This window comes from Enterococcus sp. BWB1-3, from assembly GCF_016745275.1.
GTDB lineage: Bacteria > Bacillota > Bacilli > Lactobacillales > Enterococcaceae > Enterococcus_L.
In genome coordinates this window covers 23,906-50,323 of the sequence record NZ_JADOEP010000023.1, presented here as the reverse complement: position 1 = coordinate 50,323, position 26,418 = coordinate 23,906, and the positions used below count along the sequence as shown (strand labels likewise).

At 40.4% G+C, this 26,418-nt stretch carries 20 protein-coding genes and 1 pseudogene; 1 reads left to right on the top strand and 20 read right to left on the bottom strand.

Translation table 11 applies throughout. The features are described 5' to 3' along the window. Nucleotides 1-6 precede the first annotated feature (6 nt). The 8 genes from IW492_RS14135 to IW492_RS18545 all read right to left on the bottom strand — a co-directional run bounded on the left by IW492_RS14135 (nucleotide 7) and on the right by IW492_RS18545 (nucleotide 6,834). Nucleotides 7-645 carry a ribonuclease domain-containing protein gene (locus IW492_RS14135; protein ID WP_236671929.1) on the bottom strand — a complete coding sequence of 213 codons (639 nt, stop codon included), beginning with the start codon at nucleotides 643-645 and terminating at the stop codon, nucleotides 7-9. A 237-nt stretch (nucleotides 646-882) separates the two neighbouring features. Then, nucleotides 883-1,587, bottom strand: coding sequence for a hypothetical protein (locus tag IW492_RS14130; protein WP_202068353.1), 705 nt, complete (start codon nucleotides 1,585-1,587; stop codon nucleotides 883-885). 110 nt (nucleotides 1,588-1,697) lie between these two features. Continuing rightward, nucleotides 1,698-2,627, bottom strand: a complete 930-nt coding sequence (locus tag IW492_RS18140) for a hypothetical protein (protein WP_236671928.1) — start codon at nucleotides 2,625-2,627, stop codon at nucleotides 1,698-1,700. 184 nt (nucleotides 2,628-2,811) lie between these two features. Next, complete coding sequence (locus tag IW492_RS14120; RefSeq protein WP_202068352.1) at nucleotides 2,812-3,510, bottom strand: hypothetical protein; 699 nt, start codon at nucleotides 3,508-3,510, stop codon at nucleotides 2,812-2,814. Nucleotides 3,511-3,578: 68 nt separating this feature from the next. Then, entirely contained in the window at nucleotides 3,579-4,388 is an 810-nt protein-coding gene (locus IW492_RS14115) for a hypothetical protein (protein ID WP_202068351.1), read from the bottom strand. 181 nt (nucleotides 4,389-4,569) lie between these two features. Then, nucleotides 4,570-4,896: a hypothetical protein gene (locus tag IW492_RS14110; RefSeq protein WP_202068350.1), complete on the bottom strand. Its 327-nt coding sequence runs from the start codon at nucleotides 4,894-4,896 to the stop codon at nucleotides 4,570-4,572. 7 nt (nucleotides 4,897-4,903) lie between these two features. Next, complete coding sequence (locus IW492_RS14105; protein ID WP_202068348.1) at nucleotides 4,904-5,110, bottom strand: hypothetical protein; 207 nt, start codon at nucleotides 5,108-5,110, stop codon at nucleotides 4,904-4,906. 614 nt (nucleotides 5,111-5,724) lie between these two features. After that, the gene (locus IW492_RS18545; protein WP_202068346.1) at nucleotides 5,725-6,834 is read right to left on the bottom strand and encodes a pre-toxin TG domain-containing protein; all 1,110 of its coding nucleotides are present in this window, start codon (nucleotides 6,832-6,834) and stop codon (nucleotides 5,725-5,727) included. A gap of 230 nt (nucleotides 6,835-7,064) precedes the next feature. On the opposite strand from IW492_RS18545, the gene IW492_RS14095 reads away from it, so the two are divergent. Beyond that, nucleotides 7,065-7,325, top strand: a complete 261-nt coding sequence (locus IW492_RS14095) for a hypothetical protein (RefSeq protein WP_202068344.1) — start codon at nucleotides 7,065-7,067, stop codon at nucleotides 7,323-7,325. A gap of 436 nt (nucleotides 7,326-7,761) precedes the next feature. Here the strand turns inward: IW492_RS14095 and IW492_RS14090 are convergent, their stop codons facing one another. The 12 genes and pseudogenes from IW492_RS14090 to purC all read right to left on the bottom strand — a co-directional run bounded on the left by IW492_RS14090 (nucleotide 7,762) and on the right by purC (nucleotide 26,181). Then, a complete protein-coding gene (locus IW492_RS14090) occupies nucleotides 7,762-8,175 on the bottom strand; it encodes a DUF4279 domain-containing protein (protein WP_202068342.1) in 414 nt (137 codons plus the stop codon). A gap of 93 nt (nucleotides 8,176-8,268) precedes the next feature. Continuing rightward, nucleotides 8,269-15,696 (bottom strand): polymorphic toxin type 33 domain-containing protein, encoded by a 7,428-nt coding sequence (locus tag IW492_RS14085; protein WP_202068340.1) that lies wholly within the window; start codon nucleotides 15,694-15,696, stop codon nucleotides 8,269-8,271. Nucleotides 15,697-15,989: 293 nt separating this feature from the next. Beyond that, a pseudogene (locus tag IW492_RS18730) lies at nucleotides 15,990-16,227 on the bottom strand (IS3 family transposase); the annotation flags it as partial. A 157-nt stretch (nucleotides 16,228-16,384) separates the two neighbouring features. Then, on the bottom strand, nucleotides 16,385-17,650 hold the full coding sequence (gene purD / locus IW492_RS14080) for a phosphoribosylamine--glycine ligase (RefSeq protein ID WP_202068339.1): 1,266 nt from the start codon (nucleotides 17,648-17,650) through the stop codon (nucleotides 16,385-16,387). A gap of 18 nt (nucleotides 17,651-17,668) precedes the next feature. Then, nucleotides 17,669-19,210, bottom strand: a complete 1,542-nt coding sequence (purH, locus tag IW492_RS14075) for a bifunctional phosphoribosylaminoimidazolecarboxamide formyltransferase/IMP cyclohydrolase (protein ID WP_202068338.1) — start codon at nucleotides 19,208-19,210, stop codon at nucleotides 17,669-17,671. A 5-nt stretch (nucleotides 19,211-19,215) separates the two neighbouring features. Next, the gene (purN, locus tag IW492_RS14070; RefSeq protein WP_202068337.1) at nucleotides 19,216-19,791 is read right to left on the bottom strand and encodes a phosphoribosylglycinamide formyltransferase; all 576 of its coding nucleotides are present in this window, start codon (nucleotides 19,789-19,791) and stop codon (nucleotides 19,216-19,218) included. Further along, complete coding sequence (gene purM, locus IW492_RS14065; RefSeq protein WP_202068336.1) at nucleotides 19,788-20,840, bottom strand: phosphoribosylformylglycinamidine cyclo-ligase; 1,053 nt, start codon at nucleotides 20,838-20,840, stop codon at nucleotides 19,788-19,790. Before purM ends, purN begins: the two co-directional genes overlap by 4 nt. A 37-nt stretch (nucleotides 20,841-20,877) precedes the next feature. After that, nucleotides 20,878-22,314, bottom strand: coding sequence for an amidophosphoribosyltransferase (gene purF / locus IW492_RS14060; protein ID WP_202068334.1), 1,437 nt, complete (start codon nucleotides 22,312-22,314; stop codon nucleotides 20,878-20,880). Then, a complete protein-coding gene (gene purL, locus IW492_RS14055) occupies nucleotides 22,299-24,521 on the bottom strand; it encodes a phosphoribosylformylglycinamidine synthase subunit PurL (protein ID WP_202068332.1) in 2,223 nt (740 codons plus the stop codon). Before purL ends, purF begins: the two co-directional genes overlap by 16 nt. Beyond that, entirely contained in the window at nucleotides 24,518-25,201 is a 684-nt protein-coding gene (gene purQ / locus IW492_RS14050) for a phosphoribosylformylglycinamidine synthase subunit PurQ (protein ID WP_202068330.1), read from the bottom strand. The genes purL and purQ overlap by 4 nt, the downstream gene beginning before the upstream one ends. A gap of 1 nt (nucleotide 25,202) precedes the next feature. Continuing rightward, complete coding sequence (purS, locus tag IW492_RS14045) at nucleotides 25,203-25,451, bottom strand: phosphoribosylformylglycinamidine synthase subunit PurS (protein ID WP_202068328.1); 249 nt, start codon at nucleotides 25,449-25,451, stop codon at nucleotides 25,203-25,205. A gap of 19 nt (nucleotides 25,452-25,470) precedes the next feature. Continuing rightward, nucleotides 25,471-26,181 (bottom strand): phosphoribosylaminoimidazolesuccinocarboxamide synthase, encoded by a 711-nt coding sequence (gene purC / locus IW492_RS14040; protein ID WP_202068387.1) that lies wholly within the window; start codon nucleotides 26,179-26,181, stop codon nucleotides 25,471-25,473. Nucleotides 26,182-26,418: the final 237 nt, after the last annotated feature.

Sequence of the window (26,418 nt, the reverse complement as noted above, 5' to 3'; positions counted from 1 at the left end):
CCCTATCTATTTTACTTTTTGAAAACTTTTGTAATGGTCATCTGTATAGTATGTTGATCCATCACTTCCTTTAATAAACCTTTCTGAATCTCTATTTTGACCAGGGATTTTATTATTAACATCAAATTCTTTATATTTAATTGGATTACCATTAGCATCTATTTCTGGTAGAATTTGACTTCCTTCGCTTCCGTCATTCTTATAAGACCTTCCTGCTTTAGTTCCCTGACTCTGTCCTGAGACATTTCCGTTCCAACCATTTTTATCATATTTATTATAGATATCTTGTGCATCATCAGGTAAGTCATCTAAGGATATTTCTGAAATATTATTACTTCCATTCCCACCAACAATATTCTGGATCACTTTTTGTCCGGCTTCAATGGCATTTACTCCTGCACCAATAGAGATTGAACCTCCTGCTACAACCATTGTAGCACCTGCTGCCATTCCTGGTACAGTCACTGGTGTAGCGGAACCTCCTGAAAAAACAGTTCCTGCTCCACTTCCAGTAAATACGGTTCCCCCAGTTGCCGCTAGGGTAACGCCACCTACTCCAATAACTAAAGAAGAGGTTAATTCACCTACATTATAAGCTAAACTGTTGTTGCCTCCGCTTAAATCTGCATGGATAGCTTCTGCCATTACTTTGCCGAAATCTATAATCACTCTACCTGCTGATGATACGGTTTTGCTTCTCCTCCTCCACACCTTATTCACTAAGAAAACTAGCTTTACAAATTATGTACTCCAAGAAGTTCTGATTTTTAGACACCTAACCGAACTTCTCAGAATTATGATTTTTTAACTTGTGATCTTTATTGGCGATTATTTCATATTTTTTCTAGTTTCTCTTGAAAATAACCACAATACAAAGCAACTTTATATCAAAAATGAAATATTAGGACATCCATTATTATAAATAATACATATCTCAAAAGCTTCTTCTCCTAAAATACAAGAAATTAATTTTAAAATTTTGTTTATATTTTTTTGGTCTGTACGATCTTCAGGTCTGAGATAGAGACCAAAACTTGAAGATGATACGTCTATTACTGATTTTGTCATCATATTATTTATCATATCTACAATGAAAACTCTCAACATTTCAATGATCGTAGTAGGTTGTATACATTTTTGATCAAAGATTTCATTAATCTGTTGCAAACACAAACATACTTTCTGTTTATGGTAATCATTCGAATTTTTTAAAATGGACTCTTTTATTTTTGAGATTTTCGAGATTTCTTCTTTTGAGAGAAATTTTTCTAAATACCTTTGGAGAATTCTTATTGAACCATAAAAAGAAATGTCCTTCTCACCATTAATAATAGAATATATATCCCAGATTTCTTCCTCAGTAGCAGGATATTCATCTTTTCTATCATCTTCTTTAATATGAAACTCTGAGATTTTTTTCAAGAATTTATGGATTACAAGTTTATCAATATAAAGATACTCACCTGTTAAAACTTTATAATACTCTTCTTTTGCCCATATCCCAAGCTGCTCCTTAGTTATATTATTTGAAAAATAACTATCTAATTTTTCTTTCAACAAATCAACACTAACTGTTATTTTAATCACCTTCTTCTATATTAATGTGGAAAGAACTCTTCTATCCCTGGTCTATGATAGTAGTAATTTTTTCCATCTGTCCAATAATTCCTTTGAAGTATTATTCCATCAGGGGATGCCTATTTTTCTACTACTTTTCTCCACTTGCTAGAATTATGTCCTTCACTTTCCAAAAAATTTTTAAAAGACTCACTTTTTATTTTAAACTCTTCTGGCGCTGCCACTTCAATCCAATCTTCAGGAACCTCTTTCAACCCCTTCTTGTAATAATCTTGGTTTGATTCAGAACCACCATCTCTACCAACAATATTCTGAATCACTTTTTGTCCGGCTTCGATGGCATTTGAGCCCGCACCTACAGCTATTGCACCACCTGCAACAACCAGTGTAGCACCTGCTGCCATTCCTGGTACAGTCACCGGTGATGATGAACCCCCTGATAGAACAGTTCCTGCTCCACTTCCAGTAAATACGGTTCCCCCAGTTGCCGCTAGGGTAACGCCACCTACTCCAATAACTAAAGAAGAGGTTAATTCACCTAGATTGTAAGCAAGGCTATTATTCCCACCGCTAAGATTGGCATGGATATCTTCCCCTGTAATTGCTTCTGCTATTGCTTTGCCAGGATTGGAATTAGCCAGTGAGTTGATGACTCCTGCTACTGCACCCTTACCGAAATCTGAAATAACTCCGCCAACTGTTTTGCCTACATTAGAAATCACTGTACTTGCACCTTTCCACAACGTACTTGCACCTTCACACATTTTACGAATCCGTGCTTCTGCTTTCACACGTGTTTCTTGGGCAACTTGAATTGCGTACTCCCGTGCTTGTTGGTAAGCAATTTGTGCTTGCTGGGCTTTGGTTGCGACCCACTGTGTGGCTTGTCCAGCATAGTGATTGACTTGATTGCTGACATAGCGAACACCCTGCAAGGCGTAGCTGACTGCCGCATTATAGGTTTGCTGAACCGTTCGAACCGCACTGCTGCCATAGCTGACTGCCTGACTTACAGCTCGCGAAACTGTATTGGCAACTCGTTGAACCATGTTAATGACGTTCTTACTGCATTAGCGGTTTTACCCATTCAGCACCAGCATCATCTCGATGCATGATGCATGATGCATGAATGAAGTGTAATCCTTATATTTGCCACATCCAAAATACTATATGTAATTAACCCATGATTACAAAAATGTATCATGAGTCAAAATATAAAAACAATAAAAAACATTAAATACCGAAATGAATAATATATACACCTTTTGTTATACCTTTATTTAATAACATTTTTAGTGTCTCATAATCATCTCCTATAAAATATTCCGCGGCTTCGCTCCTATTACCTTCTAAATATTCTGTCATCCTAAATAGCAATTGTTTTGCTATATCAGGACTAATAATTGTTATGCCATAATAATTAAATCCTTGATCTAAATTTTCCACAGTATCCCAATACATATTAACATCTTTAAAAACATCGTAGTATTCACCAATAAATTGATCTTGGATTTTGATTGTATTGTTTCTGAAGTTTCTAGGATCAAGATTTTCCGGAACCTTATCGCATAAAAGAAACCTGTGCACCAACCCCACTGTTGAGGGACTTCCATCTACATGTAATACTTGCTTTCCGATAGAAATACAGTCTTCTAAAAAAAACAAGAATTTTACAATCTCTTTCTCTTTTAAAGTGTTCTCAACTGAAATCAAACACTTCTTAATATATAAAATATCATTATTAGTTAACAAAGTAGCGCTATCACTAAGACCATGAACTTTTTTCTCTGAATAGTAGTCAGTAAATAGATGTTCATTTAGTCTATCTTTTAGACTCTCTATCAACAGATTAGATATTCTAATAAAGTCTGTTTCTTGTACGAACTGTATATTAAAATTCTCATCATAGGCATAAAATTTATGATTTAACATCTTGATTTCCTCCAAAAATATTTTGAAAATTAATATGATTTTCAAAATATATTCTTCTACTAACTTATTTACTTGATTGTTCCATACGAAATAATTTTATAATCAATAATTTTAGGCAAACCAAATACATCTATTCCCATGATATGTTCTAAATCAATATATTTTCCATTATAGTTATATCGAAAAACATTTGGAGTTTTTCCAAAAACTTCTTTTGTAGGTGATTTTCCTTTATTTTGCACAATGTCTTTGAAAGCATTTGCCTTCCTCGTATAATCATTAAAATCTTTTGCACCTACTTCATCTCCATGTTGATTGTAATGGTATTCAGCATCTGACTGCTTATTCTTTCCACCCCAATCTTCAAAATCTGAACCACCATCTCCACCAACAATGTTTTGAATGACATTTTGTCCGGCTTCGATGGCATTTGAGCTCGCACCTACAGCTATTGCACCACCTGCAACAACCAGTGTAGCTCCTGCTGCCATTCCCGGTACAGTCACCGGTGTAGCGGAACCTCCTGAAAAAACAGTTCCTGCTCCACTTCCAGTAAATACGGTTCCCCCAGTTGCCGCTAGGGTAACGCCACCTACTCCAATAACTAAAGAAGAGGTTAATTCACCTAGATTGTAAGCAAGGCTATTATTCCCACCGCTAAGATTGGCATGGATTTTTTCTCCGGTTACCGCTTCTGCTATTGCTTTGCCAGGATTGGAATTAGCCAGTGAGTTGATGACTCCTGCTACTGCACCCTTACCGAAATCTGTAATCACTCCACCTGCTGATTTGCCTATATTGGATGCTGTTTTACTCGCACCTTTCCACAACGTGCTTGCACCTTCACACATTTTACGAATGCGTGCTTCTGCTTTCACACGTGTTTCTTGGGCAACTTGAATCGCATACTCACGTGCCTGTTGATAGGCGATTTGGGCTTGTTAAATTTTTTCTAACTAAATACTTTACATGCTTATTAAAATAAGCTTTCTATCTAGACATTCTTTCATATATTGAGTTTATCAATATAAGTTGATATTTACATAACGAGTTTATTTCTCAAAAATCATATGGATCAGAACTTTTAAAATCTTCCATATTCCATTCTTCTTTCGGCTTTCGACTTGTCCGCTCAAAAAAACACTGAATCGTTTTTTCTAGAGCATCAGATATTGTCTTACCATTTCCTACAAAAACAGAAAAATCACCATCTCCATCTTTAATTTGTAAATTTGATACTCCAGTATACATGCCACTTTGACTTTCATAGACTTTAATTTTAAATGTTTGCCATGGGCTAATATAATATTCTGAAATTTCAAACTCACCTACACATTTTTCTATTTTTGCAATTCCTTCAATTTTTATCTGTTTCCATTCATCCATTATAGTTTTACCTCTCCAATCCAAATGAAAGAATTTTTCCATCTGGTCCTAATATTACATACTTGCCATTTTTAGTATACTTAACAGCTCCAGGTGTTCCCCCAGTTGGGTTTGATTTTTTAGCAGTTCTAGCGAATTCTTGCGCCTTTCTAACATACTGATTTATATCTTTTACTCCAACTTCCGCTCCATGCTCCCCATAATGATAATTCAAAGATTTTTCGGGTGAATCAAAAGTACCTTCATACTCTTTCTTTTCCTTTATTCTTTACCATTTTTTTGGAATTAAGCGATGAAATTCTTGTCCAAAATTATAGAATGTATTTTTTCGCATGATTAAATCATCTCATCCTAAATCTAGCATTGATCAAACAGTATAGTTTTCTTCAACAATAATCAATATTATATCAATGAATACACTTCATCTTCAATCAAGGCATTATCCATTTTTTCAGCTAACCTAACAATTTCTCGTGCTTTATTAATACCCTCAATATCAATAATGTACTCTATCCACTCCTTCTCAACATATACTTCTTTTATTTTTTTTACTACCCCTACTTCATAAAATCTATCAACAACAAAATATACCTTAATTCCAATTGCTATCTTATCAAGCGCCGTCTCTCCACGAAGAATACAGATATCTACAATTGTACTTTTTCCTACAGAAAAATCTTCTCCACTTAGACTCTTTAACTGAGAAATAAATCCTTCTCCATCTATCCCTACACTTATTACCTTTCCATCAGGTACAACTTCTCCATGAATAATATTTTTTGGAAAGGTTATTTCAGCTTCAATAATAACTATTTTCTACACCCCCACTTAAAATTTATGATTAATTTCTATAATCGACTTATTAAAATCATCTAACATACCTGGTTCAACTGTTACTGTTCCTGATTTAAATATTCCAGGATCTAATTGAATAGGATTTAAATTATCATACGTACTTTGAGGTATTTTTACTTCTACTATTGCTGAAATATCTTTATTCATTGTTTTATCAGAAAAATCTAAAACTTCATCATAATTATTTCCAAATTGTTTTGCTTCTAACGATTGACCATTAGGATTAGGTCTAAATTGTCCAGTCTCCATAATGTCATAGTATTCGTCTGCCCCTACACCTCTATATATAGCCTTAGTGGACTCTGCAACCACATCATCCCCTTTATCCGCAAAAAATTGCAGATCCATCTTCAATGGTGGTTTTGTACCTGTAGTTGTCTTTCCACTATCGACAGCTGCTTTCACAACATCATCTGCTACAGAAGCACTTGGAGTGACTAGCTTCACTACATCATCCACCAAGCCAGTTCCTACTGCCTGCTTCGCTACTGACCCTAGGCCTGAAGCAGCGCCAATCGTACCGAATACCCCTTCTACTACTCGTTCAGTCGTACTTAGTTCCCGTCCCGTCAACCAGTCTTCACCTGTTACTGCATTACTCACACTACCAACTGCTAACGTCGTTCCCAGAACCACGCCTAATGGAGCAGTTACCGGTATAACGGTTAAGATGATCATTCCTACACCTAGAACAGTCTTAATTGCTCCTTCATGCTCTTTCACGAAATCGCCAACGGCTTTGGTTGCACCTTTCCACAACGTGCTTGCACCTTCACACATTTTACGAATGCGTGCTTCTGCTTTCACACGTGTTTCTTGGGCAACTTGAATCGCATACTCACGTGCCTGTTGATAGGCGATTTGGGCTTGTTGGGCTTTCGTTGCAATCCATTGTGTGGCTTGTCCAGCATAGTGATTGACTTGATTGCTGACGTAGCGAACGCCCTGAGAGGCGTAGCTGACTGCCGCATTATAGGTTTGCTGAACCGTTCGAACCGCACTGCTGCCATAGCTGACTGCCTGACTTACAGCTCGCGAAACTGTATTGACAAGAGGATATATTGCGATCCGTTTATCTTCCACAAAGCTCCCCAAGGAACAAGCGAAAATACAAGCACCACAATAAATATAAACAAAATCAAAAACCAAGTTTCTAAAAAAAGACACCTCTATTTTATGCAGAGAGTAGCCTTTTTTTGCTTTTTTTTAGGTACACGTTCCACTGTTGAGTCATTCGCACAGCAAGTTGTTTCTCATGAACTTCCTCAATGGATAGATACACTTACCAAAGCTCGCTTGTTGAAGCTGTTTGATTGGACGCTGGTTTTTCCGATGAGTCCGAGCCAATTGATGCGCATCGGCTTGATCGGTTTTCCAACTACGCAAAGATCCTTCTTCCAGTTATTTCTTTGCTTCTAAAGGATTTAACAGACTATAGAGTAGGTGATTGTCCTGACAGAATTTTTCTAACGGACGAGAGTAGACTCCTGTCGCTTCAAAAACAATTTCAGGTGTATCAGGCAACGAACGAATTTCTTCCAATAACAGATGAAAGCCTTGTCAATTATGCGTAATTTTCCCTTCTGAAAGACAGCACTCGTTTTGATAAAGCACTTTGTAGCTCTCTCCTTTTGAGACATCAAAAGCTAAGATAAACGCCATTATTTTTCCTCTTTTCTTTTTTAATTGAAAGACCTTCACTGATTCCTTCCGATGCACTTTCCTTTACACGGACTCACAGTCCCAACATACTTAAACCTGATTCTAAAAGGACAGTGAAGGAGCTCAGTTTATGTTTTGGACTCGTATCGAGCTTCCTTTCACCCTCACTATACGCTATAAATAGAAAATAGTGGGTAAGATATTCGATGGAATATCTTACCCACTAATCTTAGTATGTTTCAGTCTGCATAGAAATCAATACTTTGTTGGGAATACCTGCTTGATGTCAGGACCAATGCTAGAAAAATCTCTTCATTTTAGAGTTTGCAACAGAACCGACTCAAAAACCTATGGGTAAATATCAATGCTTACTGTGATGTTGTTATTTGCAAGTAACTGACTTTGTCTAGGAGTTAATACTACTGCTGGTGCTATACCATCCTCTATTTTAAGAACAATTCCTAATACGTAATTACATTCCATATATTTTTTATGAATCTCTAGTAGCTCAGTCTCTTTACTACGAATTATCTCCAAAATTTTATCAATCTGCTTTTCGGCATCATAGGTCTCTTCACTTCTAAGCGAATAACACCATAGGCTGAAATTCCTGATTCTAGGTTTCGGCATATTATCATTTTGATAGATTTCTCCTTTAACAAAGCTTTTTTTAGGTAATATGTTTAATTTTTTTGTTATATAATCAACATCTAATACCTTATCATCAATAGAGAACTCTACAATTACACTTGAACAAGTCATATAAACCTCCTTGTGATTATTAATTAAGGTAACAGCTTTAGAGATTAACAACCTTTAAGGCTGTTACCAAATATTTTTAAATTGAATAGGTGATCACTTTATATATTCACCAGTTGCTATCCCTTCTCCTTTACCTCCTTTTCTATATATCCAAAGTTGTCCAGTATCTTTGTCAACATAGATATCGTAATGAGCTCCATTTTTGGGTCCAACAAAATCTTTTTTTAGATCATGAGCATCAATCCCTTGTTTCTTTAGATACTTATCATTTACCATTTTTATATTGGTAGGATCCTCAAAATCTGAACTACTATCTCCACCAACAATGTTTTGAATGACATTTTGTCCAGCTTCAATGGCATTTACTCCTGCACCAATAGAGATTGAACCACCTGCAACAACCAGTGTAGCTCCTGCTGCCATTCCCGGTACAGTCACCGGTGATGATGAACCCCCTGATAGAACAGTTCCTGCTCCACTTCCTGTAAATAAGGCTCCTCCGCCTGTCACAAGTAAGGTGCCACCTACACCAGTCACCAATGAAGAAGTGAATTCTCCTACATTGTAAGCTAAACTGTTGTTGCCTCCGCTTAAATCTGCATGGATAGCTTCCCCTGTAATTGCTTCTGCTATTGCTTTGCCAGGATTGGAATTAGCCAGTGAGTTGATGACTCCTGCTACTGCACCCTCACTGAAATCTGTAATCACTCCACCTGCTGATTTACCTATATTGGATGCTGTTTTACTCGCACCTTTCCACAACGTGCTTGCACCTTCACACATTTTACGAATGCGTGCTTCTGCTTTCACACGTGTTTCTTGGGCAACTTGAATCGCATACTCACGTGCTTGTTGGTAAGCAATTTGTGCTTGCTGGGCTTTGGTTGCGACCCACTGTGTGGCTTGTCCAGCATAGTGATTGACTTGATTGCTGACGTAGCGAACACCCTGCGAGGCGTAGCTGACTGCCGCATTATAGGTTTGCTGAACCGTTCGAACCGCACTGCTGCCATAGCTGACTGCCTGACTTACAGCTCGCGAAACCGTATTTACCACTCGCCGAACCGTATTGACAACGGTGTTAACGACTTTTTTCACCGTATTAACAACTGTCTTCACAACTTTTTTCACCGTATTTACAACTTTCTTCGCCACATTCTTCGCTGCATTAACGGCTTTACTGATCCAACCCCAACGTCCGGCATCGTCACGATACATGAACGGATTATTATTGGCGTACGTGTATTTGTTCTGAGTCACTGGTTTATCCTGCTGACCAAGTACGGTGTCTTGCTGAGTGAAGCGACCAGTCGTTGTATCATATTCTCTGGCACGCAGGTGCTGCTGCTTCCAGTTGTCATGGTACTGACTGCGATAGCCTGCTTGGTTGTCGATTCGTCGTTCACTGCGACCGAATTCCTGATACAGGTTGCTGGAATACAATCTGCCAGTTGCTTTCTCCGTCTGAGTGATGTTGCTTCCCAAACCGTCTTGATGATAATTATCCAGATCGTCTCCGATCGCGGTTCCTCGATCATCATAAAACAGTGTGGCTTCCTCAGTCGTTTTGATTCGTTGGTCGTAAGAAGTCGTTGTCATTTGTAAGGGACTGACATACTCCTGCGTATAGTCATTGATATACTGGATCATTTCGATCGTGTGATCCTTATCCAATGCTTTTTTCATTTTTTCTTCTTTGACTTCTCGACGCTTCGCTTCATGATCGATCCGCCAAGTTCGATCTTTCATTGGCAGGCAGAATAGTGAGAATTTTGCTGTTAACGCATCCTTCAACGTAACATCGCTGCTGCTTAAACGCAGCTGTGCTTCTCTATCCGTGCCCTTCATCCATTCCATCATATCTGTCTTCAACTTGCGGTCGTTTTCTGTTCCGGTCGTTTTAGACACACGATTACCTAAAGCATCGTAATAATAGAATAGCTGTTTGCCCCACGTACTGCTTTCTTGAATCAAACGTCCTTCTGCATCATAGACATAGCTGGTCACTTCCCCGGAAGTACTTTGTTTTTTACTCACATGACCGTTTGCATCATATTCGTAAACAGCACCTTTGTCACCGGTGATTTCTTCCAGCTGATTGTCCGCATTGTGCGTCCATTCCTGTGCGCCCTTAGACTTGCCATTGACTTCTTGTCTTACACCTACCCGATTCCCTACATTGTCGTAAATATAGTAGGTGACTCTGGTCGTCTTGCTTTCTTTCTCCGTCGCTTTGATCAGTTGATCTTCTTTGTCGTACTCATAGGCTTTCTCCAGCGAGAACTTCGGATACTTGAGTGTTTCATTGATAAGATTGCCGTTTTCATCATACGCATAAGTTTGCTTGGATTGTTCCTGACCATGGATATCAAGCGTGACTGCTTCACTGATTTCCCCGGTTGCCAGATAGCTATACATGGATTTCGTGCCGTTCGCATATTGGATTTCCAAAATTTGTCCAAGTCCGTCGTAGCGATATGTCGTTTCCCCTGCTGCATCCTTGACTTTGGTCAATTGGTTTTTCTTGTCGTATTCATACGCTGTTTTTGTACCATTTGGATAGTGGATCTCTGTACGACGGCCAAAAGCATCGTAAGCATAGCCCACTTCTTCTCCTGTGTTGGTCACAGCCTTCGTCAAGTCGCCAAATTCATTTCGCTCAAAGTTGAGCGTATGACCTGTCGGCAGTTGATCCTTGAATGCCTGCTCTTCTATTTCACTAAAATCAAAGGTGGTCGTAAGAGCCGCTTCTGTCAGCTGATCACTCTCGTCATAATTAAAGACAAAATCCTGATTGTTCATCTGTTTCCCAACCATACGGTTTAATTCATCATAGCTGTAAGCGATCGTTGCCCCGTCTGCTTTGGTATTTTCAGATAACTGTCCATCCAATCGATAGCTATAGGTTTCTTTTTTCCCATTTGCACTGATCAGACTTTCCAGCTCTCCTACCGGTGTGTATTCCAGCTTGGTCTGCCCATTGTTGGCATCGGTAATAGTTGTCAGATTGTCCTGAGCATCATACGCATAAGTGGTCGTTTTTTCCAAGCGGTTGGTCATTCCTGTTAAACGGTTGACTTTATCATAGGTAAAGACCTGACTCTGCTCTTTCGCATCAGTGATTTTCGTCTGATTGCCGTTGCCGTCATACGCAAATGTTTGCTTGTTCCCGCGCGCATCTGTAATGCCAGACACTTGATTTCTGCTGTCGATCGTTTGCTTCGTCACAGCTCCTGTTGCGTCGGTGGTTTGAATCAACTGATTGTTTTTATTATACGCAAAGCTGGTCACAAATTCGAGCGGATCTGTTTCTTTTAGTAGATTTCCGTTCTTATCATACGTATAAGTCGTATGCGCATCGTTTGGTGCGATCATTTCCTTCACGTTGCCTAAGCCATCATAAACAAAGGCTGTCTTGTTGCCGCGAATATCGATCATGTTTTGCACACGATCCAATAAATCATATTCGTACTGAATACTCGTTTTATTCGGATAGGTCATACGAGTCATACGGCCTGTTTTATCATAGGCATAGCTCGTTTCCTGTGTGCCGGCCTTTACTTCTTTCGTTAACTGGCCAAATCGATCATACGTATACGTGTTTAACGGCTGCTTATGAATCGCATCAGAAATCTCCGTTAATTGAGAGAACTTGTCATAAGCATACAGCTTTTCATAGCCCTTCGCATTGATTTCACTCGCCAAGGTCCCATCATCATTATACGTATAGCTGGTTTTTGCTCCGGCAGCATCTGTGATGTTCGTCAATTGATTGCGTAGGTCATACGTGTAGCTGGTTTTACGATTAAGCGGATCGATGGTTTCAACTAAATTATTGCCAGCATCGTACCCATATTTCGTCAAATTCCCTTTAAAATCACTCTCCGTTATTTTTCGTCCGGCACTGTCATACGTGAAGACTTGCTTGAAGCCTTTAGCATCGACTGTTTCCACCAAACGATCTAACGCATCATAGCCATGTGTCGTTTCATTGCCCTGAGCATCTACTTCCTTCGTAATGTTCCCATTAGCATCATAGCTCTGCTTGCTGACAGAACCTTGTGCATCTTTGGTTTCGATGACTCTGCCTAACGCATCGTAAACGAAGCTGGTTTGTCCATTGTTTTCATCGGTCAACTGGATCATTTGCCGATTTAAATTGTACTGATAGGATTTCGTATCTTTTCCATTATTGATTTCTTTGATCAGATTTCCAACGTTATCGTACTCATAGCCGACACTTCCGCCGTTATGTTTTTGGACTGCTATCAGCTGATTACGGCTGTCATAAGTGTTTGCTTCAATCGTTCCCTGAGGACTCGTCGTTTGGATCAGCTGACCAAGTGCATCATAAGCATAAGAGGTTTTATTTCCGGCGATATCTGTTTCAGCGATCAGCTCTCCATACGCATTGTAAGCATACGTCTCTTGTCTCTTCTGGCTATCTGTCACACACAATAACTGTCCCATCACATCATAAGAATACGTTTCTTCCTGCTTTGTACTGTCGGAGACTTTAATAAGATTGCCCATCTTATCATAAGAATACTTGGTCACAACACCCATCGGCGTGATTTCTTCCACTAGCTGATCGGCTTTATTATAGACATAGTTCGTGACTCTACCCAAAGAATCAGTCAGACTCGCTACATTGCCGCCTTCATCATAGGTAAAGGAAGTTTTATTTCCTAGAGCATCAGTCATCGTTTTGATTTCATTGGTTTTGGTATAGCTGTATGTCGTACGGTTGCCCATTGGATCTGTTTTTTCGATCAGGCTGCCATTCTTATCATACTTGTACTGTTCGATTGCTCCTGTTGCCCATACTTGGGTTTCAAGCAGGTTTAAGGCGTTGTAGGTATACAATGTTTCTGTCTTATCTGGTCCTACTTCCTTGACCTTATTGCCATTGCCATCATAAGCAAATTGATAGACCGCGCCGTTGGCTTCCGTAATTTTCAGCACATTGCCTTCGCCATCTGATTCGTATAACGTTTTTGTACCATCTGCTGCAGTACTTTCTTTTACAAAGCCTCCGGCATCGTAGGTGATGCCAGTCTTTTGACCCAGCGCGTTCGTTTCTTCCGTTCGATTGCTCCGACTATCAAAAGACTGTTTTGTCTCTCTATCGCCATCTTTGACTGAAATCGGCTGGTGCTGCTGATTATAGACATAGGTAGTAATTTTTCCACCCTTGTCCTTTTTCGTCAGCAGATTGCCGGACGCATCGTATGTGTACTCTTCCGTCGTCTGATCCGCAAAGATGATTTTAGTCGGTGAGCCATTGGCTGTTCGTTCATAGGTCGTCACATATCCAAGGCTGTCTTTTTCTGTTGCTACAAAGTTATTCACATCATACGTATAGGTCATCGTTTTCCCATTTGGCATGATTTCCTTTGTGACATTTCCGGCTTTATCATACTGGTATTTTGCTTTAGTGCCATCCGGAAACTCTATTTCCGTTCGTTGATTCAAAGCATTGTAGGACATCTTCTTCAAATTGCCGAGATAGTCGCTTTCAGTGATTACATTGCCGTTGCCGTCATAGCTGAAGGTTTTCACCCCTCCGACAGCATTGGTTTCACTGATGACTTGCCCGATCACATTGTATCTATAACTCGTCTTGTTGCCATTAAAATCAGTTTCGCTAGTTTGATTGCCCTCACTATCATAGGTGTAGGTCTTAAATTGTCCATTGAAGTTGCTTTCTTTTATCAGCTCACCACGTGCATTACGCTCATAGGATTTTGTTTTGCCATTCCCATCTGTTTCTGATAGTAAAAGCCCACGAGCATCGTAGGTATAGCTTCGGATCAGCCCGGAAGCATCCGTCTCGCTCGTCAAGTTTCCATTTTCATAGGTATAGCTTGTCACTTGTCCCAAAGCGTTGGTTGCTTTGATTTTCTCACCTGATGCGTTGTATTCAAAATGAGTCGTGTGTCCGTTTTGATCGGTCAGTGTAATTTCATTTCCTTTAGCGTCATAACTATGCTGAATGGTATTGCCTTGACGGTCCGTCTCAACAAGCGGTTGACTCCATTCGTTGTAAGTCGTTGTTTCTTTCGTTCCATCTGAATAGCCGGTACTGGTCAGATTGCCTTTTTCATCATAGCTGTACGTCGTTTTTTGACCGTCTCGATCGGTAAACGCCGTTAACTGGTACTTGTCGTTGTAAACATTCGTTACCGTCGTACCATCTGCATACTCGATTTTTGTTGGTTGATAATGGTCATTGTACGTAGTGATCGTTTTATTGCCATTGCCATCAACTGTCGTGGTTGTTCCTTTTCCATAAGAAAGTGTTACGACATTTCCTTCGGCATCGGTTTGTTTAATCACACGGTTTTCTTTATCATATTCATTGGCATAAATCGTTTTACCGTCATCGCCAGCATAGCTCAGCATACGGTGTTGATCATCATAGACATAGGTAAACTTCTTACCCGATGCATCAACGACCTTAATTAGGTCTCCCGCTTCGCTGTACGTATACTGGTTCTTAGTGCCATCTGGGAAAGTAACTTCTGATAAATGTGCATTGCTATCCCATTTGAATTGCAGCTTCTTCCCGTTAAATAGCTTGATTTCCTTTAAAAAGCCTGTTTCGCCATCATAGCTGTACTCTTTCTTCGTTCCATTGTTCGTCTGAATCGAGCGAATCTGCCCCGTCGCATCAAAAGTATACGTCCATTTTCTTTGTGTATCCTTCAAGACAAACGTCCGTTTTTCTACTTCATCTACGGTCTCCATTACCTTGCTCAATTCGTAAGGCAACGCACCTTCGACTACATAACTACCGTTATCTTTTCGAGTGAAAAAGACCTTGCCGCCGTCATCCAGCATCAGCATCATACTTTTATCTGCCAGTTGATTCAAACTGAGCAGCTGATTCAAGGTCCAATTTCGTCCGATTGGACTATCCTGTCCCTCGCCCATTGCATTATACGTTCTGGTAAACCGCTCTTCTACTTCATTGTCATACCACGTACCGTCCGTCATCTCATACAAAAGATTTCCGCTGCCGATATTGATCGGTTCAAAATTGAACTGGCAGTGCTTCCCACGTCCCATAGACAGAGAATCCAATCGGATCTTTTCAGCATCCGTCAAGGGTTTTGGCGTATACGCTTTTCCAGCATTCTTTTTTGGATTGCGGATAAACACAACATTTCCTTGTGTCAGCATCTCATCCTTCATGTTGTTGTCTCTCATGAAGCTAGCTCGATTTTTCTCTAATCCGTAAAAGGCCAGTAGTCGAGACAAGGTGTCCTGACTGGAGACCTTATACAATTGGAAGCTGTCATACGTTTTTTCTGCTTTATCATTTTTCCCGTTTTTATTGTACGTAACAGTCGCTTCTGCCTGATACAAATGATTTTCTTTCAATACAGTGGTCAATAGTTCCTTGGTTTGCCAGTTGCTGGACAACTCCAGATACCGTTGCGCATCCTTAAATAAAACCGGATAATTCGGGTATAGATAATCTCGACCGATCGATGGTTCTGTTCCGGTGTAAATCACTTTATTGCTATCATTTTTATCTTTTAAACGATAGGTGATTTCTGCTTCCGGACGTCCGATTCCATCAAGGCCAAGCGCCGTGAACTGTACCAGCCCGTCATCTAGAATTCTCTATTTAAGTGATTCGCAATCGTTGATTGGTTGACTGAAGTGGTAGGATTGCGAAATTTCGCCTTGGTATAATTGGACTTCAAGTCGCGTATCTTCATGATATTTCCAATTTTTATTCGGCTTGCAATTATCCCTCGGCGAGCGAGAGCGACTTTAATTTTGTGCGTACCATAATTCTTTCAGCTATTCTCAAATTCTTCGGTGCCGGCCTTTTGAAGCTCCGATTAACAAGGGTGTTTTTCGATTTGTAATAATAGGATTGCCAAGAAATATGGGAGAGTTTGCATATCGCTGATATGGAATATTTGTGCTTATTAGCATTAATTACTTGTCTTTTCATCCAAATATCAGCGCCGCTTGCTTTAAAATATCATTCTCTATTTCCAGCTGCTGATTTCGCTTTCGAAGAGCGACCAATTCTTTCTCAGAGTGCTCCTTTCACTTCTAAAAAAATATTATTTTATAAAGTGTTCTCTATTTTCAAAAAAATAAGAGGTACCAATTTCTTGGCATCTCTTGAAAACATTGATATATCGATGTTTTTAACGTTATCCTCTTATTTCAGTTGAACTGTTCTCTATCTCAACGCCTTACTGCCTATATCATGACGATAGAAGGTACCCGCAGTATCTACTGAACCGAGCAGTTCGTAGACCTTTTTTTGTGCTTCTTCCAGCGTGTCTCCCTCTGCTTCAACCAGATACACGCGTCCTCCTGAAGAAACCAATTGTTGAGCTTTTTCATCTACTCCAGCGTAATAAATTCGCTGACCATCAAGCAATGAAAACTCTGGCAATTGGACGCTTTTTTCATAATCACCCGGATATCCCTCTGCAGCGACAACAACACCCAAGCTAAAACCGCTCGTTTTCCAATGAATATCGGGTGTCCGCTCATTAAGGAGATCATCAATAATTTGAACAAGATCACTCTCCAGTCGTTGCAAAACAACCTGTGTTTCCGGATCGCCAAAGCGTGCATTAAATTCAATTACTTTTGGTCCATCCGCCGTTGCTATCAATCCGGCATATAAAATGCCTGTAAATGGACAACCATCACTGACCATTCCTTTGGCAGCAGGCTTTAAGACTTTTTCAATTGACTCGCTGATTAATTCTTCACTGATTTGCGGAACCGGGCTGTACGCCCCCATCCCACCAGTATTAGGTCCAAGATCATTTTCAAATACCCTCTTATGATCCTGTGCGACAGTCATTGGATAAACTTCTTCTCCTCTGACAAAAGCCAGCAATGAGTATTCTTCACCAGCAAGAAAATCTTCAACGACCACTTTTGCGCCGCTCTCTCCAAAGCGATTGTCCTCAAGCATATCATGTAAAGCATCTGCCGCTTCTTCTACTGTTTCAGCAACGACAACGCCCTTGCCTGCAGCCAGTCCATCTGCCTTAATCACAATTGGCGCGCCTTTTTCTTCAACATAGGCTTTCGCCTGGTCAAAATCAAAAAAAGTCTGGTGTCCTGCTGTTGGAATATCATACTTATTCATCAGGTCTTTTGCAAAGTCTTTGGAGCCTTCGATCATTGCTGCTGCTTTATCAGGACCAAAAATCTTCTGTCCTGCTGCTTTAAAGTCATCTACAATCCCGTTCAATAAAGGAACTTCCGGACCGACAAACGTCCAGTCAATCTTTTTCTTCTCAGCAAAGTCAATCAGTCCTGAATGATCGTCTTCCTTCAGATCCACCAACTGAATCCCATCCTTTTTCATCCCGGGATTTCCTTTAGCGCAGAAAACACTGTCCACCAGCGAACTTTGCATAAATTTTTGTGCGATGACATGCTCTCTGCCACCGCTGCCGATCACTAATATTTTTAAGCCCATGATATCCTCCCTTGTTAATCAGTGTCTGAAATGTCTGACATCTGTAAAGACCATTGCAATGCCGTATTTATCCGCCATATCAATTGATTCCTGATCTCTGATACTGCCGCCCGGCTGTACAATTGCTTTAATTCCATGCTTTGCTGCATATTCCACACTGTCTCCCATTGGGAAATATGCATCACTTGCCAATACTGCATCAGATACTTTTTCACCTGCCTGCTCGATAGCAATTTGGACAGACCCTACACGATTCATCTGTCCTGCACCAATCCCCACAGTCTGATGATCATTCGCCAAAACAATCGCATTGCTCTTGACATGCTTCACAGCTTTCCAGGCAAATGCCATTGCCGTCATCTCTTGAGCTGTCGGCTGACGTTTTGTCACAACTTTCCATTCCTCAGGATCTTCTTTTACAACATCCTGATTTTGAATGAGCAAGCCACCTAAAACAGTTACTTTTTCATCATCATGGGCCTCGTCTTTATGCGTAAAGTCCAAAGTCATGAGGCGTAAATTCTTTTTCTTTGATAAAATCGCAAAGGCTTCATCTGAGAAGCCGGGAGCAATAATAATCTCTAAAAATAATTCATGCATTTTTTCCGCTGTGGCTTGATCAACTTCCCGATTTAACACAATAATACCACCGAAAATTGATACTGGATCTGCAGCATAGGCATTATTATAGGCAGAAAAGATATCTTCACCTATCCCTATCCCACATGGATTCATATGCTTAACAGCAACAACAGCAGGCTGATCAAATTCTCTGGCTATACGAATTGCTGCGTCGCCATCCTTAATATTATTGTAAGAAAGCTCTTTTCCATGCAGCTGTTTCGCGCTGGCAATTGAAAATGGAACAGGCAGTGCATCCTGATAAAAGGCTGCCTGCTGATGACTATTTTCTCCATACCGCAGAGGCTGCTTCAATTCATACGTAAATGTCAGTGTTTCCGGTTCAGATTCTCCCACTAAATCTGTTAGATACGTACCAATAAGCGCATCATATGCCGCAGTATGACGAAAAACTTTCGCTGCAAGCTTTTGCCGTGTTTCAAAGGTTGTTTCCCTTTGGCTTTGCAGCTCTTCCAAGACAGTACTGTAATCCTTCGGGTCTACTACAACAGTGACAAACTGATGATTCTTTGCTGCACTTCTCAGCATACTTGGACCGCCGATATCAATATTTTCAATTGCCTCAGCAACAGAAACATCCGGCTTCAAGATTGTTTCTTTGAATGGGTACAGGTTTACGCAAACAATCTCAATCGGCTGAATGTTATGCTCAGTCATGGCTGCCATATGATCGGGCAGATCACGACGACCAAGCAGTCCTCCGTGGATTTTAGGATGAAGTGTTTTTACTCTTCCGTCCATCATTTCCGGAAAATCCGTAACTTCTTCTATGCCAATCGTTGAAATGCCTTCTTGCTCCAGCATCACTTTCGTTCCACCTGTTGAAATGATTTCTATCCCCAATTCTGTCAGCTTCCTGGCAAAATCTGCTACACCTGTCTTATCTGAAACACTGATTAATGCTCGCTTTGCTGTCATGCAGTCTATCGCTCCTTCTTTTCTTTAATTATCTTTTGAATGACAATTGGATAAAGTCGATGCTCTACCTTATGAATCTTTTCTTCAAGACCTTCCAATGTATCGTCTGAATGAATTGCAACTTTTTCCTGCACTATGACAGGTCCGGTATCGATCCCTTTATCTATAAAATGAATGGTTACTCCTGTTTCTTCCGCCTTAGCTTCAAAAGCATCTCTAATTCCATGGAGTCCCGGAAACAAGGGCAATAATGAAGGATGAATATTAATTATCTTTTCCGGATATGCTTCCAGCAATACAGGCCCAATCAATCTCATGTACCCTGCAAGAACAATTAACTCAACTTCTTTTTCTTCTAATAAATGCAGCAGCTCTGCTTCATAAATCCCTTTGGATGAAAAATCTTTAGGAGAAAAAGAAGCACTTGGTATGCCCAATTTTTCAGCTCTTTCAAGCACCTTTGCATCCTTTTGGTCGGAAAACAGCAAAACAATTTCTCCATCAATTTTTCCTGCTTGAACAGACTCAGCGATGGCTTGAAAGTTGCTTCCGCTTCCTGAAGCAAAAACAGCAATTCTCATCGGCTCACCTCAGTAAAAAGAATAGTCTTTTCCGGCTCTTTTCTTTCTACTACTTTACCAATAGTATAACTTTCCTCTCCAAGATCAGCGAGAATTTTTTGAACACTATTCAGATTTTTCGGAGAAACAGCTAAAACCATACCGATTCCCATATTAAAAATCTCATACATTTCCATAGGCGGAATCTTCCCATATTTTTCCATTAGAGTAAAAATCGGTAAAACCGGCCAGCTTCCTAATTCAACGGACGCCGCAGTATTCTTTGGCAGCATTCTTGGAATGTTTTCCACAAAACCACCGCCAGTGACATGTGCTATCCCGTTAAGCAGCTGTTCTTTTATAAGAGGCAGAAGTGTTTTCACATATATTTTTGTCGGCATCAGTAGTTCTTCTACCAGCTCTTTTCCCTCTAATTCAGGAAGGTGATCCGTCAGTTTAAAATCATTCATTTCAAAAAATATTTTTCGAACTAGCGAATAGCCGTTTGAGTGGATGCCGCTGGATGGCAGTCCCAACAACACATCTCCTTCTTTGATTCGGTCACCAGTGATTAACTGGCTTTTCTCAGCAACTCCCACCGTAAAGCCGGCAAGATCATAATCATTTTCATTGTACATGCCAGGCATTTCAGCTGTTTCACCGCCGATGAGAGCAGCACCGGATTGAACACACCCTTCTGCGACACCTGCGACAACTTTTTCCAAACGCTCCGGTACATTTTTACCTGTTGCTATATAATCAAGAAAATAAAGAGGCTCTGCACCCTGAGCTACAATATCGTTCACACACATTGCTACACAATCAATCCCGATCGTATCATGTTTATCAGCCTGAATGGCCAGCATCAGCTTGGTTCCCACACCATCTGTTCCCGAAATTAAAACTGGTTCCCTCACTTCCACACTGCTCAAATCAAAGCACCCGCCAAAGCCTCCTAAAGCTCCCATAACACCGAGACGCTCTGTTCGCTTAACATGTTTCTTAATTCTTTCGACTACTTCGTATCCGGCCTCTACATCTACTCCGGCTTTCGCATACGCATTTGCCATGCTGAACCTCCTTATTTATTATCGGTTGAACCATTAATCAACGCTCATTTTCTGTTTCCAGTGAAGCAAGATATGTTTCTTCATAATCATAGAGCGGTGTTGGGTAATCTCCATTAAAATATGCCATGCATAATCCTGTATAAGGAGCATCATAGTTTAAACCAATTGCGTTAATCAGCCCTTCTTCGCTTAGAAAGCTCAGTGAATCTGCAGTAATCAGTTCCTGAATTTCTTCAATCGAATGATTTGCTGCAATCAGCTCTTTCCTTGTTTGAATATCAATCCCGTAAAAACAGGGATATTTCAGTGGGGGTGAAGCAATTCGAACGTGAACTTCTTTTGCTCCGGCTTCCTTCAGAAGCTGGACTATCCGACGACTGGTTGTTCCTCTTACAATAGAATCATCGACCATGATGACACGCTTGCCTTCAACTACACCTCGAACAGCAGACAGCTTCATCCGAACACCTTGTTCTCTCAGTTCCTGAGTCGGCTGAATAAATGTTCGAGCAATATACTGATTTTTTACCAGACCCATTTCATAAGGAATCCCGCTGGCTTCTGCGTACCCGCTTGCAGCTGACAAAGAGGAGTTTGGTACACCAACCACCATATCCGCTTCAACAGGTGCTTCTTCAGCTAGAATTTTCCCCATATTTTTTCGGGCAGTATGAACATTCACTCCAGCAATATTTGAATCCGGACGTGCAAAGTAAATAAATTCCATTGAACAAATTGCATGTTGCGTATCTTCTGTGTATTTTTCAATACGATAGCCCTGATCATCAATAATAATTACCTCACCCGGCTCCACATCACGAATAAAAGCCGCACCGCTGACTTCCAGTGCACAGGTTTCACTGGCAACTACATAAGCACCGTTTTTCATCTTTCCCAGCGCTAAAGGTCGAAAGGCATTGGGATCTAAAGCCGCAATCATCGCTGTCTCTGTCATCAAAAGATAGGCAAATCCCCCCTTTACCTGACGCAGACTTTCTTTCAGCTGTTCAATAAATGTTGTCTGCTTACTTCTTCTAATCAAATGCATCAGAATTTCTGTGTCAGAATTGGAGTGAAAAATTGCTCCGTCCTTTTCAAGACTTTTCCGCAGACTTTTTGCATTAGTCAAATTCCCATTATGAGCAAGTCCTACTGAGCCATCATAAAATTTAAACAGAAACGGCTGAATATTATCTACACTGCCGTTTCCCGCAGTTGCATAGCGAACATGGCCAACTGCTGCAGCCCCTTTTAGTTCTTCGATAATCCGATCCTCTTTAAAAACCTCTGAGAGCAGCCCCAGATCTCTATGTCCATTCAATTTCCCGTTATCATTGGAAACGATGCCTGCGCCTTCTTGTCCCCTATGCTGAAGACTGTGAAGACCGAAATAGGTTAACCGGGAGGCATCTGGGTGCCCCCAGACTCCAAAGATGCCGCATTCTTCATTTAGGCTTTTTACTTCATAAGACATGGAATGGCATCCTCCCATAATTCTTTGGCTGTTGCAGTATCTACCTGCAGATTTCCATCAGCTGCCTGAATCACCATCGTATTATCGTTGGTAACAGTTCCAATCATTTCAGCTTTACTGCCCATCAATTCTTCAAAGCCTTCTTGTTTTTCAGGCGAAACAGATAGAACAAAGCGAGACTGAGTTTCTGAGAACAGCCAAGACTGAGGCATAGTTATGGTACTTTCCATACCAAATCCATTTTTGAAACAGGACTCAGCCAAAGCTACTGCAAGACCTCCTTCAGAACAATCATGTGCACTGGCTACCAGTCCCTGTTGAATTGCATTCAGTACTAAATCCTGGTTTTCTTTTTCTACAGATAAATCAAAATCCATCAGTTTCCCTTCAATACGCCCAAGCTGCATTTTTTGAAGCTCAGTCCCATTAAAGTCTGCTTTCGTTTCACCTACAATGTAGATTAAATCTCCTGCCTTTTTAAATTCCTGCGTAGTCACATGAGCAATATCTTTCACTAAACCAACCATACCAATCATTGGGGTTGGATAAATGGCTTTTCCATTCGTTTCATTGTAAAGAGATACATTTCCGGAAATAACCGGTGTATCCAACAGCTCACAGGCTTTCGCAATACCATCAGCTGATGTCCACAGCTCCCAAAATCCTTCAGGTTTATCCGGTGAGCCATAATTTAAGCAGTCTGTGATTGCCAGCGGCTGACCGCCGGAGCAAACAATGTTTCTTGCTGCTTCAGCGACTGCAATTTGTCCTCCAACTTCCGGATTCAGGTAAAGATAACGGGCATTGCAGTCTGTTGTCATTGCCAGCGCCTTATTCGTTCCTCTTACACGTAAAACAGCTGCATCACTTCCCGGCAAAACAACTGTATTTGTTCTTACCTGTGAATCGTAGGTTTGATAAATCATTTTTTTAGAAGCAATAGTGGGTTGCTGCAATAATTTCAGAAGTAATTCGCTGCTGTCTGTCACAGACGGTTCAAAGTCTGCTAAATTCGCAAATTCTTGAATACGAGCCGGCTCTTTCTTTTCTTTCTGATAAACAGGTGCATCTTCAGCCAATGCATCTACCGGCAGATTGGCCACTTCCACTTCATGATGATACAAACGATATAAGCCATCATCTGTTACCTCACCAATTGTTACTGCATCCAGATCATACTTTTTGAAAAGCTCAATCACTTCTTCTTCATGTCCCCGCTTAATACAGATCAGCATCCGTTCCTGAGATTCCGAAAGCATCATTTCATAAGGTGTCATTCCAGTTTCACGCTGAGGAACATCATCTAAATAGAGTTTTAACCCTGATCCGGCTTTTGAAGCCATTTCTGAGCTGGAAGACACCAAACCTGCTGCCCCCATATCCTGAATCCCAACTAAAATATCTGAATGCTCCAAAATCAGTTCCAGACAGGCTTCCAAAAGCAGCTTTTCCATAAACGGATCACCAACCTGCACGGCTGATCGCTGCTGTTCTTCCCCCTCCACGAACTCTTCCGAAGCAAAGGTTGCTCCATGAATACCATCACGCCCGGTTTTAGCTCCTACATACATGATGGAATTGCCGACACCTTTTGCCTGACCTTTTTGAATATCTTTATGGTTAATCAGACCCACACACATCGCATTTACCAGAGGATTTCCTTCATAACAAGGATCAAAAGCGACCTCACCGCCAACAGTAGGAATTCCAATACAATTTCCATATCCGCTGATACCGGCGACTACTTCCTCAAGAAGATACTTTGTTCTCTGGTTATCCAGTTCACCAAAACGAAGAGAGTCTAAAATAGCAATAGGACGAGCTCCCATGCTGAAGATATCTCGAATAATCCCGCCAACACCTGTTGCTGCACCTTCATAAGGCTCAACTGCCGAAGGATGATTGTGACTTTCGGCTTTAAAAACGACTGCCTGACCATCTCCAATATCAACAATTCCCGCACCTTCTCCAGGTCCCTGAATCACCTGCGGGCCTGAAATAGGAAATTTTCTTAAAACAGGCTTTGAATTCTTATAAGAACAATGCTCACTCCACATAACTGAAAAGAGACCCGTTTCAGTATAGTTTGGCATTCTGCCTAAAATATCTTCTTCAATCATGCGATATTCTTCGTCAGTCAGCCCCCACTCCGCATAAATTCTTTTCTCTTTAATTTCCTGAGCAGTCGGTTCGTTAATTGTCATCATGCTTGATTCGTCACCTTTCCATAATTAGTAACAATGGACTGGAAGAAACGCAATCCATCTTCTGATCCAAGCAGACTTTCCACTGCCCGTTCAGGGTGAGGCATCATTCCCAGAACATTTCCTTTCTCATTGATAATTCCTGCAATGTTTTCCAGGCTTCCGTTTGGATTTTCATCTGCGTAAGTAAAGACAATCTGATTATTGTCCTTCAATTTTTGAAGTGTTTCATCATCACAATAATAGTTTCCTTCACCATGGGCTACTGGAATTTGAATCACTTCACCCTTCTCATAAGCTGTTGTAAACATGGTTTGAGCATTTTCCACTTTTAACCCCACTGTTTTACAGACAAAATGAAGAGACTGATTCCGAATCAATGCACCAGGCAGCAGTCCGGCTTCAGTCAGAATTTGAAAACCATTACATGTACCAAAAACCGGCTTTCCTTCTTCTGCAAAACGAATAACTTCGTCAATAATTTTTGAAAAACGGGCTATTGCTCCACAGCGAAGGTAGTCGCCATATGAGAAGCCTCCTGGAAGCAGCACTCCGTCAAAGCCTTCAAGACTGGCTGCATCATGGCGAACATACTCTGCTTCAGCTCCTAGAATATCTTTAACCGCCCACAGCATATCCATATCACAGTTTGACCCTGGAAAAACAATGACTGCAAATTTCATGTTACGCTTCCTCCGTAATTTCGTAGCGATACGTTTCCATATTGACATTGGCCAATAAACGGTCACATATTGTTTCAATTGCTTCTTCGATTGGTTTTTCTGTTTTAGCAACTTTTATCTCAAAGTACTTTCCAATACGAACTTCTTCAATCTCCTCATAGCCTAAACGATGAATAGCACCCTTAACCGCTTCTCCCTGAGGGTCCAATACAGAATCCTTATAAGTTACATAAACTTTAACAAAATACATTCGATAAACTCCTTTATACTTATTTATTTTTTAATCGTGAAAATACTTCCTTGTATACTGGTACAATTTCGCCCAATTCTTTTCTGTAGACATCTTTATCGAGATGATCATTTGTGGTCTTGTCCCATAAACGGCAAGTGTCCGGAGAAATTTCATCTGCCAATAGAATTGTACCGTCCTCTTTTCGTCCAAACTCAATTTTGAAATCAATCAACCGTATATTTATTTGATCAAAAAGCTCAATTAATACCTGATTCACCTTTAGCGCAGCTTCTTTGAGAGCAATCAGTTCTTCATCAGTTGCGAGTTCCAGATACTTTATGTGGTCCTCATTAATAAAAGGATCATCCAGCTCATCCTTTTTATAGTAAAATTCGATAATTGGAAAGGTCAGCCGTGTTCCTTCTTCAATAGCCAGTTTTTTTGAAAAGCTTCCTGCTGCAACATTACGAACAACCACTTCAAGAGGAATAATAGCTACTGCCTCCACCAATTGTTCGGTCTTGGAAAGCTGTTTAATAAAATGACTGGGAATATCCTTTTTAGCCAGCTCTTTAAATATCAGCGAAGTAATCTGATTATTCAGTTCGGCTTTCCCTAAAATCTCATCTTTTCTTACACCATTCAGTGCCGTCGCCTGGTCAAGATACTCGATCCATATTTGACCTGTCTGATTTGTAGTAAATAATTTTTTTGCCTTCCCTGTGTAAATTAACTCTGTCTTTTCCAACAATGATGTACTTCCTTTCCAAATATTATTACTATGACATTCAAAATTGTTCGTCCGTTACTTTGTCTATATTTTAACAAGTTCCCAAAACACAGTCAATGAAATATGAACAATAATCACAATTGAATATAAAATTGTTCGTGTTTAAGCGAATTGATCAGTTGAATGAAGAATAATCAATTATTAAGAACAAATAGTAAGCATTTACAATTCGTTTGTTCAATGGTATTCTTAAGT